The sequence below is a fragment of the Enterobacter cloacae complex sp. P6RS genome, from assembly GCF_014982245.1.
GTDB classification, from domain to species: domain Bacteria; phylum Pseudomonadota; class Gammaproteobacteria; order Enterobacterales; family Enterobacteriaceae; genus Enterobacter; species Enterobacter bugandensis.
Window position 1 is genome coordinate 1 of sequence record NZ_JADCLB010000002.1, and the last position, 12,728, is coordinate 12,728.

General features: G+C 56.6%; 11 protein-coding genes and 1 riboswitch. Of the genes, 3 read left to right on the forward strand and 8 right to left on the reverse strand.

Features of this window, described 5'->3' with window-relative positions:
* Positions 1-244: 244 nt before the first annotated feature.
* Together murI and btuB are read right to left on the reverse strand one after the other, a co-directional pair.
* Positions 245-1,096 (reverse strand): glutamate racemase, encoded by an 852-nt coding sequence (gene murI / locus INF73_RS00505; RefSeq protein ID WP_059357419.1) that lies wholly within the window; start codon positions 1,094-1,096, stop codon positions 245-247.
* A complete protein-coding gene (gene btuB, locus INF73_RS00510) occupies positions 1,041-2,888 on the reverse strand; it encodes a TonB-dependent vitamin B12 receptor BtuB (RefSeq protein WP_193542590.1) in 1,848 nt (615 codons plus the stop codon). The genes murI and btuB overlap by 56 nt, the downstream gene beginning before the upstream one ends.
* A gap of 65 nt (positions 2,889-2,953) precedes the next feature.
* A riboswitch (cobalamin riboswitch) is annotated at positions 2,954-3,130 on the reverse strand.
* A gap of 104 nt (positions 3,131-3,234) precedes the next feature.
* On the opposite strand from btuB, the gene trmA reads away from it, so the two are divergent.
* Complete coding sequence (gene trmA / locus INF73_RS00515) at positions 3,235-4,335, forward strand: tRNA (uridine(54)-C5)-methyltransferase TrmA (RefSeq protein ID WP_045260263.1); 1,101 nt, start codon at positions 3,235-3,237, stop codon at positions 4,333-4,335.
* 55 nt (positions 4,336-4,390) lie between these two features.
* Here the strand turns inward: trmA and INF73_RS00520 are convergent, their stop codons facing one another.
* A complete protein-coding gene (locus INF73_RS00520; protein ID WP_008501783.1) occupies positions 4,391-4,750 on the reverse strand; it encodes a YijD family membrane protein in 360 nt (119 codons plus the stop codon).
* A gap of 9 nt (positions 4,751-4,759) precedes the next feature.
* Entirely contained in the window at positions 4,760-5,398 is a 639-nt protein-coding gene (fabR, locus tag INF73_RS00525) for an HTH-type transcriptional repressor FabR (RefSeq protein WP_008501784.1), read from the reverse strand.
* Positions 5,399-5,594: 196 nt separating this feature from the next.
* Between fabR and sthA the strand changes: the two genes are divergently transcribed.
* Positions 5,595-6,995 carry a Si-specific NAD(P)(+) transhydrogenase gene (gene sthA / locus INF73_RS00530; RefSeq protein ID WP_045260262.1) on the forward strand — a complete coding sequence of 467 codons (1,401 nt, stop codon included), beginning with the start codon at positions 5,595-5,597 and terminating at the stop codon, positions 6,993-6,995.
* Here sthA and oxyR read toward each other — a convergent pair.
* From oxyR to argC, 4 genes are all read right to left on the reverse strand, one after another.
* Positions 6,978-7,895, reverse strand: a complete 918-nt coding sequence (gene oxyR / locus INF73_RS00535) for a DNA-binding transcriptional regulator OxyR (protein ID WP_025758848.1) — start codon at positions 7,893-7,895, stop codon at positions 6,978-6,980. The genes sthA and oxyR overlap by 18 nt on opposite strands.
* A gap of 304 nt (positions 7,896-8,199) precedes the next feature.
* Entirely contained in the window at positions 8,200-9,573 is a 1,374-nt protein-coding gene (argH, locus tag INF73_RS00540; protein WP_047366806.1) for an argininosuccinate lyase, read from the reverse strand.
* A 75-nt stretch (positions 9,574-9,648) separates the two neighbouring features.
* Entirely contained in the window at positions 9,649-10,425 is a 777-nt protein-coding gene (gene argB / locus INF73_RS00545; protein ID WP_193066488.1) for an acetylglutamate kinase, read from the reverse strand.
* Between the two features lie 6 nt (positions 10,426-10,431).
* Positions 10,432-11,436 (reverse strand): N-acetyl-gamma-glutamyl-phosphate reductase, encoded by a 1,005-nt coding sequence (argC, locus tag INF73_RS00550; protein ID WP_028014829.1) that lies wholly within the window; start codon positions 11,434-11,436, stop codon positions 10,432-10,434.
* 88 nt (positions 11,437-11,524) lie between these two features.
* Here argC and argE point away from each other — a divergent pair, with 88 nt between their 5' ends.
* Positions 11,525-12,676, forward strand: a complete 1,152-nt coding sequence (gene argE / locus INF73_RS00555) for an acetylornithine deacetylase (protein WP_028014830.1) — start codon at positions 11,525-11,527, stop codon at positions 12,674-12,676.
* Positions 12,677-12,728 lie beyond the last annotated feature (52 nt).

Below are 12,728 nucleotides of genomic sequence, written 5' to 3' on the forward strand. Positions count from 1 at the left end.
AAGAGCAGTGCAACGCGGCTTTCGCTCACCGTTGCGAGGTGGCGTATATTACGCTTTCCTCTTTCAGAGTCAACCCGTTATTTTCACTTTTCTCTGTTGGCGTTCATCTCTGAACCCCGCTAACCCGGCGGCCTGTAAGCCGTTGTTCCGTGTCAGTGGAGGCGCATTATAGGGAGTTCTCAGACGTTGACAACCCCTCTTTTAAAAAAAACTTTCAACCGTCTCTTTTTTGCTCAAAACCGTGCTACAGCGCCAGTTTTTCGAGCGTTTCAAAGCCATAACGGCGTAAAACGGGTAAAAGTTGCTCAGTCTCTTTCGTGATAGCCATGCAAAATGCGATATTTGCATCGGTAGATTTCGCATCCGGCGCTTCATGCTCCAGCAGCCAGGCCGTACGACGGGCGATCGCCGCACCAGAATCCACCAGCCGCGTCCCCTCCGGAAGCACTTCTAATAGCTCTTCCTGCAAGAGAGGGAAGTGGGTGCAGCCCAGCACAACCGTATCCGGTGGTTCGGGCATCCGCAGCCACGGACGAAGAATACGACGCAGCTCTTCGAGCGATACCGTCTCGCCGTGCAGTTTCGCTTCCGCCATCTCCACCAGCTCTGCGGAGCCAAGCATTGCAATCTGGCATTCGTTAGCAAAACGGTCGATCAGCTCGCGGGTATAAGGACGCTTCACCGTGCCACGCGTAGCCAGCAAGCCCACGATACCGTTCGCCGTCAGGCGCGCGGCAGGCTTTATGGCAGGAACAACGCCCACAACCGGGAACTGGAATTTTTCACGCAGGGCGGGAAGAGAAACGGTGCTCGCCGTATTACAGGCAATGACCGCCAGCGCAAGGGGATAGCGCTTTTGTACCGCGGTGACGATTTCAACCACGCGCTCAACGATAAAGTCCTCACTCTTTTCCCCATACGGAAAAGCGACGTTATCGAAGGCGTAGATGTAATGGAGATCCGGCAGGAGATGCCGAATCTCATCGTAGACCGAAAGCCCACCAACGCCGGAATCAAACACCAGCACGGTAGGGCGCGGATTAGAAGGTGTAGCTGCCAGACAAGGTATATTCCCGTCCTGCAGTTTGGTAGCCATAAACTGTCTCGTAATCTTTATCGAACAGGTTGGCTATTTTACCACGAACTGTGAGGTGTGAGGTGACCGGATATGAAACTGCGACATCCCACAGGCTCACACCGTCCATTTTCACTTTTTCTGACGGATAAGAACCAAAATCAGTGTCGTAACGCGTGCCGAGATAATGATACGTCAGGCTCCAGTCGAAATCATAGATCTGCGTATCGAGCTGATATTTCACCTGCTGCTTAGCACGCCGGTCCAGAAGTTCGTTGGTCGCCGCATTTCGGGCATCCACATAGTCGTAGCCAACGGTATGCGTCAACGGACCTGTATCAAACGACGCCGTCGCTTCCACACCCTTAATGCGTGCTTTACCGACGTTGTAATATTCCTGAAGGTTATTATTGAAGTCGATGAGATTATCAACGTCATTACGATAGCCGGACACGCGCCAGCTCACGCCTGCCGTCAGGCCTTCAAACGCCCCTTCCCACTGCTTGCTCTCTTCAGGATCAAGATGGTCATTGCCATAGAAGCCATAGAGTTGACCCAGATTCGGGGCCTTATAGGCCGTACCATAAGAAGCAATGAAGCGGTAACCGTCCACGAACTCCCACGCTGCACTGCTTTGCCAGGTGCCATGGCGACCAAACTGAGAGTTGTCATCGCTGCGAACCGCCCCTTCCAGAGTGAAATCGCCCAGCTGCTGCAGCCCGGTCAGGTAGACGCCGGTGTTACGCAGGTCGTAGCCGTTGGTCACGTAGTTTGTACCCGGCTCGGTGCTCTGCTTCTGCCAGTCAACGCCCGCACCAATGTTCCCGTGCCCCACATCAACGGAATTGATCCACTGAACGTTGTACTGTTTGATTTCATCCAGCGTGGCCGTCGAATCGTAACGGCCCAAATTAGGGTCGTAGTTATAGTCTTTGCTGTGGCTATAGCTGGTGAGCAGCTGTGAATGGAATATATCCTCGTTGAAGCGTAATCCTGCGTCCCAGGTCTGGCTATAGAGCTGGCGGGTATCGACCAGTACGTCAGGAGTAAATGAGCTGTAATAACCGTCATAGGCCGTACGGTTGCTGTAGCCAAAGCCGCGAACAAATCCGCTCCACTGGTCTGAGAATGCGTGATCCACCGCACCGTAGAGCGTTTTATTCATAAAGCCGTCGCGATCGGTCTGGGCAAGGCCACCATTGTTGCCGTCCGCAACCACATCGAAACCTTTGGTATAGGTGTAATCCCCCGCCAGCGTGACGCGCGTGCTGTCGCCCAGCGTTTGCTGGGTACTGCCGCCATAATTCTGATAACCGTGCGACCCTACGCCGGCATTCAGCGTCGTACCGTCCTTCGCGCGGGTAGTAATAATGTTGACTACACCGCCAATCGCATCCGAGCCGTATACCGCCGAACGCGGTCCACGCACATATTCGATACGCTGCACCAGGGAGATCGGGAACTGGCTGAGATCGGACGACCCCGTGACGCCCGCCTGGTTAAGGCGGATGCCGTCAACGAGAATCAGGACGTGGCTGGAGTTGGTGCCACGGATAAAGAGAGAAGAGAGTTGCCCCATCCCGCCATTTTGCGCCGTGTCCACGCCGGGCAGGCGACGCATAACGTCCAGCACCGAGGTTGACTGCCAGCGGTCAATATCGGCACGCGTAACCACCGACGTTGCTGCCAGAATAGTTTTTTCAGGTTGTTCAAAACGATTTGCCGTCACCACCAACGAGTCAGCGCTATCCTGCGCCCAGCCCGAAAATGCCGTGACGGACAGCGCCGTCAACAGCGATACTTTTTTAATCATTGTTAAAGCATCCACAATATAAGAAGGATGCCGCAGGCCTCATCTATAGCACGCGATGATGAAACCAAATGCGACGTGATCCCGGCAGGTCTTCGGGCTAGGTGGCGTTATACGGATGAAGACTTCCCATTTTCACAGTGTCTACAGCTCTCATCCCGCCAGTCTTTACCGCTGCGCGTCAGCTCCAGATTTTCACTGGATTCCCTTTTCACTCTCAGGAGACCGGAAACAGAATGCTACAATTAGACACGTATAGATGTCCAGACAGCTATTGGCCATTAAATCTGGACATCCCCTGAACAATCCCTACAATCCCCGCGTAATTCTTTATCACTCAGGACGCATCATGACCCCAGAACACCTCCCGACAGAACAGTACGACGCGCAGCTGGCCGAGAAAGTTGTCCGCCTGCAAAGTATGATGACGCCTTTCAACGCGCCCGTTCCCGAGGTGTTCCGCTCCCCTGTCAGCCACTACCGCATGCGCGCCGAGTTCCGCATCTGGCATGACGGCGACGACCTGTACCACATCATTTTCGATCAGCAGACCAAATCGCGCATTCGCGTGGACAGCTTCCCGGCAGCGAGCGAGCTTATCAACCAGCTGATGACGCTGATCATTGAAGGCGTGCGCAACAATCCGGTGCTGCGCAACAAGCTGTTCCAGATTGACTATCTGACCACGCAAAGCAATCAGGCGATTGTCTCTCTGCTGTACCACAAAGCGCTGACCGACGAATGGCGCGAGCAGGCCGAAGCCCTGCGCGATGCGCTGCGTGCGCAGAACATCAACGTGCACCTGATTGGCCGCGCGACCAAAACCAAAATTATGCTGGATCAGGATTACGTCGACGAGCGTCTGCCGGTGGCGGGTAAAGAGATGGTTTACCGTCAGGTGGAGAACAGCTTCACCCAGCCGAATGCCGCGATGAACGTGCAGATGCTGGAGTGGGCGCTGAAGGCGACGGAAGGGTCTAAGGGCGATCTGCTTGAGCTGTACTGCGGTAACGGCAACTTCTCGCTGGCGCTGGCGCGTAACTTCGAACGCGTGCTGGCAACGGAAATCGCCAAGCCGTCGGTAGCGGCCGCGCAGTACAACATCGCCGCTAACCATATCGATAACGTGCAGATCATTCGCATGGCGGCAGAAGAGTTCACCCAGGCCATGAACGGTGTACGCCAGTTTAACCGCCTGGAAGGGATCGATTTGAAGAGCTATCAGTGTGAGACGATTTTTGTCGACCCGCCGCGTAGCGGCCTGGACAGCGAAACCGAGAAGATGGTGCAGGCGTACCCGCGTATTTTGTACATCTCCTGTAACCCGGAGACGCTGTGCAAGAATCTGGAAACATTAAGCCAGACGCACAAGGTTGAACGTCTGGCGCTGTTCGATCAGTTCCCGTATACACACCATATGGAGTGCGGTGTACTGCTCACGGCGAAGTAACTAGTCGGCGTTTTCGGCAGGTGGCGCTTCGCTTACCTGCCCTACTCAGACCTCATTACTCTGGCAGTTGGCTCTTGCGGCTACGCATGCGCGAGCCAATCCAGAACACCAGCGCCACGGACAGTACCGCAGGGAAGAAGTTAGAGCCGATATCCGGATACTCCGCGCGCACCACGGTGCTATACAGCAATACGCCCAGAATAAAACAGGCAGCGGCCAGCCCCGGTAACCCAACCGGCATCGTACGGTTCAGGTAACGCTGATGCAGGCAGTAGACCGTCAGCACCAGCGCAATAAGCGGGAAAATCGAAAATGGCACGATGGAGCTAAAAATAGCGGCAAACGTGCCATTAATGGATAAGCCAGCGATCAATGCCAGCAACAGCGTCCCTTTATCCTGACCTGACTGTTTCATTACTCACCTTCACTCTTCGGTTTGATGTGCCAGTTTCTCTTGTTCACGGCGATACCAGTAGTACGCGCCTTTGGAGATCATCCTGAGCTGCAATACCAGTCGCTCTTCAAGCTGCTTGCGTTGTTCAATGCTGACGTCCAGCGCTTCGGCACCCGCGCTGAACACAATCGTCACCATCGCCTCGGCCTGTGCTTCAGTAAAGGCACGCGGCATATGGTTTTCGAGTTCAAGATAGTCGGCAAGTTCCGCGATGAAGTGCTGAATTTCCCGCGCGACGGCGGCACGAAACGCTGCCGATGTGCCCGAACGTTCGCGCAGAAGCAGACGAAACGCGTTGGGGTTATTGCCGATAAATTCCATAAACGTCGACACGGAGGTGCGGATCACGCTGCCACCTTTGGCGATACGCTGACGCGCCTGGCGCATCAGCTGGCGCAGCATCAAACCGCTCTCGTCGACCATGGTCAGGCCCAGTTCATCCACATCACGGAAGTGACGATAGAAGGACGTTGGCGCAATCCCGGCCTCGCGTGCGACTTCGCGCAGGCTCAAACTGGCAAAACTCCGCTCAGCACTCAGTTGACTGAATGCGGCTTCCACCAGCGAACGCCGGGTTTTCTCTTTTTGTTGTGCTCTTACGCCCATCACGATAGTTGAATCCTTCCAAAGGCCTGATGGCACTATACCAGAGAATAAAATTAATCTGTTTGCTCAGCTTTGTGAATGATTGTTTACGTGCGGTTTGTGCTCCACTGCCGGAAAAAAGCACAACGATAATTGGGTTACCCTGGCAATGATGTTATGATTCTGTTGCTTTTATGTATAAGAACAGGTAAGCCTTGCCATGCCACATTCCTACGATTACGACGCAATAGTTATTGGTTCCGGCCCCGGCGGCGAAGGTGCTGCTATGGGTCTGGTGAAACAGGGAGCCAGAGTAGCGGTCATCGAGCGCTACCATAATGTCGGCGGCGGTTGCACCCACTGGGGCACCATACCATCGAAAGCCCTCCGCCACGCCGTTAGCCGCATTATCGAATTTAACCAGAACCCTCTTTACAGCGACCACTCCCGACTTCTTCGTTCCTCCTTTGCCGACATCCTGAATCACGCGGATACCGTCATTAACCAGCAGACGCGCATGCGTCAGGGCTTTTATGAGCGTAACCATTGCGAAATCCTGCAGGGCAACGCGCATTTTGTGGATGAACACACCCTGGCACTCGAATGCCACGACGGTTCGATTGAGACGATCACCGCTGAAAAATTTGTTATTGCCTGCGGTTCACGCCCTTACCATCCGGCCGACGTCGACTTCTCACACCCACGCGTCTACGACAGCGACTCCATTCTGAGTCTGCACCATGAACCCCGCCACGTCATTATCTATGGCGCAGGGGTCATCGGCTGCGAATACGCGTCGATCTTCCGCGGAATGGATGTCAAAGTTGACCTGATTAACACCCGCGATCGCCTGCTGGCGTTCCTCGATCAGGAAATGTCAGACTCCCTCTCCTACCACTTCTGGAACAGCGGCGTGGTGATTCGTCACAACGAAGAGTACGAGAAAATAGAAGGCTGCGATGACGGTGTGATCATGCACCTGAAGTCCGGTAAGAAGCTGAAAGCCGACTGCCTGCTGTACGCCAACGGCCGTACCGGCAATACCGATTCACTGCGGCTGGAAAATATCGGGCTTGAAACAGACAGCCGCGGTCAGCTGAAGGTCAACAGCATGTATCAGACCGCGCTGCCGCACGTATACGCGGTGGGCGACGTAATTGGCTACCCGAGCCTGGCCTCCGCCGCTTACGATCAGGGCCGCATTGCCGCTCAGGCGCTGGTGAAAGGCGAAGCGACGGCGCATCTGATCGAAGATATCCCGACGGGGATCTACACCATTCCGGAAATCAGTTCCGTGGGAAAAACCGAGCAGCAGCTGACGTCAATGAAGGTGCCTTACGAGGTAGGTCGTGCGCAGTTTAAACATCTGGCGCGGGCGCAGATCGTGGGGATGAGCGTAGGTACGCTGAAAATTCTGTTCCATCGCGAGACGAAAGAGATCCTCGGGATTCACTGCTTTGGTGAACGCGCGGCGGAAATCATTCATATCGGCCAGGCAATCATGGAGCAGAAAGGTGGTGGTAACACCATTGAGTACTTCGTTAACACCACCTTTAACTACCCGACCATGGCAGAAGCCTATCGGGTAGCCGCGCTGAACGGCTTAAACCGCCTGTTTTAACGCGCTGTCGAAATGGCCATCCATCGCACCGCGGATGGCCTCTGCCAGCTGCTCATAGCGGCTGCGCAGCGGTGACCCTGGGCGATACACCAGGCCAATGGTGCGACGCGGCTCCGGCTTAATGCACGGCAGGTACACCACGCCATCACGCTTACGCTCGCGCGGTACGGCCAGCGCAGGCAGCAACGTAATACCGCTTCCCGCCGCCACCATATTACGCAGCGTTTCCAGACTGGTTGCGCGGAAGTGGGTATCTTCGTCAGCGCCCGCTTCGAAGCAGAAGCCCATCGCCTGATCGCGCAGGCAGTGACCGTCTTCCAGCATCAGCAGCTTTTCACCGGCCAGATCGGCCATCGGCACGCGATCGCGGTTCGCCCACGGGTGATCTTCATAGATCGCCAGCATCATCGGCTCATCGAACAGCGGTACTTCAATAAACGCTTCGCTCTCTTTTACCAACGCCAGAATGGCGCAGTCGAGCTTGCCGCTGTCCAGCTGCGCCAGCAGCTGATGGGTTTGCGCTTCGTGCAGGTACATTTCGAGTTTCGGGAACGTCTGGTGCAGCATTGGAATGATGTGCGGTAACAGGTACGGGCCAACGGTTGGGATCAGGCCAATATGCAGCGGGCCGGACATGGCCTCTCCCTGCTGGCTTGCCATTTCCTTGAGCACTTTGACCTCGCGCAGCACGGTGCGCGCCTGATCCACCAGCAGAAGACCGGCCTGGGTGAACAGCACCTTACGGCTGGTGCGCTCCAGCAGCATCACGCCCAGCTCGTCTTCCAGCTTGCGGATCTGCCCGCTCAGCGTCGGCTGGCTGACGTGGCAGGAATCTGCCGCGCGGCGAAAGTGACGATGCTCGGCTAACGCTACCAGGTATTCAAGATCACGAATATTCATTATTCATCCTCCGTCGCCACGATAGTTCATGGCGATAGATAGCATAGCAATGAACGATTATCCCTATCAAGCATTCTGTTGAATAATACACCACATAGACGAGGCGGCCGTGTTTGACCCTTGACGTCCCCGCACCGTCAGCGAGTTTCTCTCAAAACTCGAACAACTAAAGCCAACGTGAACTTTTGCGGACCCCGTGGTCCGCTTTTTTTTTTGCATAAAAAAGCCCGGCACCAAGCCAGGCTCCGTTTTTCTCCCTCTCCCGGTGGGAGAGGGCCGGGGTGAGGGCACCAGCCCGCACGGTTCAAATCAGGCGGTTTTTCGCATCCGCAATCGCCTGCGCCACCTGCTTCGGCGACACGCCGCCTTTCGCCGCACGTTTATCCAGGCAGGACTGCAGCGCCAGAATCGGATATACATCCTCCCCGATCGCCGCGCTGAATTTTTGCAGGTCGGCAAGCGCCAGCTCTTCAAGGGCTTTACCCTGACGAATCGCTTCCACCACCGCTTCGCCCACAATATGGTGCGCTTCACGGAACGGTACGCCCTTCGCGACAAGGTAGTCCGCCAGTTCGGTAGAGTTGGCATAGCCCTGCTGCGCCGCTTCCTGGCAGCGCGGACGTTTCACCTGAATGCCGTCCAGCACCAGCGCGCCCATGTGCAGGCAGTCAAGCCAGGTGTCGAGCGCGTCGAACAGCCCTTCCTTGTCTTCCTGCATATCTTTGTTATACGCCAGCGGCAGCCCTTTCAGGGTCATCATCATGCCGGTCAACGCGCCCTGCACGCGGCCACATTTCCCGCGGATCAGCTCCAGCGCGTCCGGGTTTTTCTTCTGCGGCATCAGGGATGAGCCTGACGTCACGCGATCGGACAGCTCAACGAAGCCCGCTTCGCCGGAGTTAAAGAAGATCAGATCTTCAGCAAAGCGCGACAGGTGCACCATCCCGATAGAGGCATTGGAGAGCAGCTCCAGCACGTGGTCGCGGTCAGAGACGCTGTCCAGGCTGTTGCGGGTGGCGGAAGCAAAGCCCAGCCATCCTGCCAGCTGCTCGCGGTCGATTTCATACGCCGTACCGGCCAGCGCACCGCTGCCCAGCGGGCTGACGTCCAGACGCTTCAGGGTATCCTGCAGACGGCTTTCGTCACGCGCCAGCATCTCAACGTAGGCCAGACACCAGTGCGCAAAGGTCACCGGCTGCGCGCGCTGCAGGTGGGTATAACCCGGCATCACCGCGTCCTGATTGTTCTGCGCGGTCTCTACCAGCGCACTTTGAAGCTGACGGTTGGCCGCCAGCAGTTCGCCAACGGTCTCTTTACACCACAGCTTAAGGTCGGTGGCGACCTGGTCGTTACGGCTACGGCCGGTGTGCAGCTTTTTACCCAGCTGGCCGACTTTGTCGATCAGCTTGCCTTCCACCCAGCTGTGAATATCTTCGGCATCGCTCTGCAGGATTTGCTGCGGATCCAGACGCACCTCTTCCAGCAGGTTGTTCAGCGCCTCTTCCAGCTGCTGCTGTTCGTCTGCGGTCAGTACGCCAACGGTCACCAGCGCTTTGGACCAGGCCACAGAGCCGACAATATCCTGTTCGGCCAGGCGGTAGTCGAAGCGCAAAGAGTCGTTGAACTGTTTGAACCGCTGATCCGCTGCCTGTGTAAAACGCCCACCCCAAAGTGCCATAACATCGTTCCTTTATTCGTTAGTTCCGCCGGGTGCGCTTCGCTTACCCCGGCCTACGGTCATTCAATAAAAAACTTACGCTAAAATACGCGTGCCAATCGGCGTGCCGTTAAACAGCGCCGGGAGCTGCTCCGCGTGACGCCAGGAGGCGATATCCACCGGGCGGCCCAGCGTGCGCGCCGCATCCAGCGCAGCGTTCACTTTGACGATCATGCCGTCGGTAATAATGCCCTGAGCGATCAGCTGCTCGGCTTTGGCGGCGGTCATTTCCGCTATGCGCTGGCCTTTACCGTCGAGAATGCCGCTCACGTCGGAGAGCAGGATCAGGTCTGCGCCCAGCGTGGCCGCCAATGCGGTTGCCGCCTGGTCAGCGTTAACGTTCATCAGCTCGCCCTCTTCGGTCACGCCGATAGAGCTCACCACCGGCAGGAAACCGCCTTCCAGCAGGGTGTTAATCAGCTTAGGCGAACCCGGCTGCGCCAGTCCAACATGGCCGAGCGCTTCGTCGAGCTGGGTCACTTTTACGCTGTCACCGTCGCCCAGGTAGAGGCCAACGGACGCAATATGGTGTTTCTTCGCCCATGCCAGCAGCGTTTTGTTCGCCGTGCCCGCCAGCGCGCCGGTAATGATGTCAATCTGGTCAGCAGGCGTGACGCGCAGGCCATTTTTCTTTTTCACCGGCAAATTCAGCCCTTTCATCAGCTCATCCACCACGCAGCCGCCGCCGTGCACAATCACCAGCGGACGCTGGTGCGATTCGCGATAGTTCACCAGCGCGGTAAACAGGCGCGCCAGCGCTTCTTCGCTGTCCAGCAGTACACCACCGAGTTTGATAATTAATGGGTTCATCATCACACCTTAAATAAGAGCCTGCGTTTCAGGGAAGCCGAAACGAATATTTGCACACTGCATTGCCTGTGCGGCAGCGCCTTTGAGTAAGTTATCTTCTGCGGCGACCACAATCAGATGCTCGCCCTGTACGGCAAAGCCGATATCGCAGAACGGCAGGCCAACCACGTTTTTGAGCGCCGGCACGCCTTTGTCGTACAGACGCACCAGCGGCTTATCCGCATACGCCTGCGAGAAGGCCTCGCTCACCTGCTCTTTCGTCACGCCCGACTTCAGGCGACAGGTGATGGTTTCGAGGATCCCGCGCGGGAAGCTACCCAGGTGCGGGGTAAAAATCACCTCCGCGCCCAGATGGGTGGTGATTTCAGGATGATGGCGGTGATTAAACACGCCATACGGCTGAAGGCTCACTTCGCAGAAGCTGTTGGAGATAGCGGCCTTGCGCCCCGCACCGCTCACGCCGCTGGTGGCGTTGATCACCGGCCACTGGCTCAGATCCAGCAGACCGGCGTCGATCAGCGGCTTCAGGGAGAGTTGCGCCGCCGTCGGGTAGCAGCCAGGCACGGCAATCAGGTTCGCTTCTTTCAGTTTATCCGCACTCCACTCCGCCAGGCCGTACACCGCTTTTTCAAGCAGATCCGGATGCTGATGAGTGAAGCCGTAATATTTTTCGTAGAACGCGCCGTCGTTAACGCGGAACGCGCCGGAGAGGTCGAAGACCACGCAGCCGGCCGCCAGGAACTGCGGCGCCAGGTCGTGGCTGACCTCGTGCGCGGTGGCTAAAAACACCACGTCGACGCCGTCGGTAAACTCGCTGATGTCAGACATCGGCTGCAGCGGCAGATCGACCATGCCCTTAAGCTGCGGATGCAAATCGGAAATTAACTTTCCTGCATCATTGCTTTGCGCTGACACGGTCAAAGCGGTTATGGTCATATGAGGGTGGCGATTTACGTAGCTTACAAGCTCTGCGCCCGCATAACCGCTAGCGCCTACAATCAGCGTATTCAACATCGGGTTCCTTTATGCTCAACGTTAATGTATTTTTATTCACATTTATTGCATGAATATTGATACTATCACGACCTAAGGTGTGTCAACAATGAAAATGAACTTACCGCCATTTATCGAGATCTACCGCGCCCTGATTGCCACACCGTCCATCAGTGCGACCGAAGAAGCGCTGGATCAGAGTAATGAGTCTTTAATCAATCTGCTGGCGGGTTGGTTTAGCGATCTTGGGTTTAACGTTGAGGTTCAGCCCGTCCCCGGAACACGCCACAAATTTAACCTGCTCGCCAGCACCGGAACCGGCGCGGGCGGTCTGCTGCTGGCCGGCCATACCGACACCGTACCGTTTGACGATGGCCGCTGGACGCGCGATCCGTTCACCCTGACCGAGCATGACAACAAGCTCTACGGTCTGGGCACCGCCGACATGAAAGGCTTCTTCGCCTTTATCCTCGACGCGCTGCGTGACGTGGACGTGACGAAGCTGAAAAAACCGCTCTACATTCTGGCAACCGCCGATGAAGAGACCAGCATGGCGGGCGCACGTTATTTCTCTGAAAACACGTCGATTCGTCCGGACTGCGCGATCATCGGTGAACCGACCTCTCTGCAGCCGATTCGTGCGCACAAAGGCCATATTTCTACCGCGGTGCGCGTGCTGGGCCAGTCCGGTCACTCCAGCGATCCGGCGCGCGGCGTGAACGCCATTGAGCTGATGCACGACGCCATTGGCCGCATTATGACCCTGCGCGACGACCTGAAAGAGCGGTATCACTACGAGGCATTCACCGTGCCGTATCCGACGCTGAACCTCGGTAGCCTGCACGGCGGCGATGCGTCCAACCGCATCTGCGCCTGCTGCGAACTGCATATGGATATACGTCCGCTGCCGGGCATGACGCTGAGCGATCTGGATGGCCTGCTGAATGAAGCGCTGGCCCCGGTGAGCGAGCGCTGGCCGGGACGCCTGACGGTCTCCGAACTGCATCCGCCAATCCCGGGCTACGAATGCCCGCCAGACCACCAGCTGGTTCAGGTGGTGGAAAAACTGCTCGGCGAGAAAACCGACGTGGTGAACTACTGCACCGAAGCGCCGTTTATTCAAACGCTTTGCCCGACGCTGGTCCTCGGCCCTGGCTCCATTAATCAGGCCCACCAGCCGGATGAATATCTTGAAACCCGCTTCATCAAGCCCACCCGCGAGCTGATTACCCAGGTTGTGCATCACTTCTGCTGGCATTAAAACCGCACCGAATAGTCCCCTCTCCCACGTGGAGAGGGCAACAAATCGCATG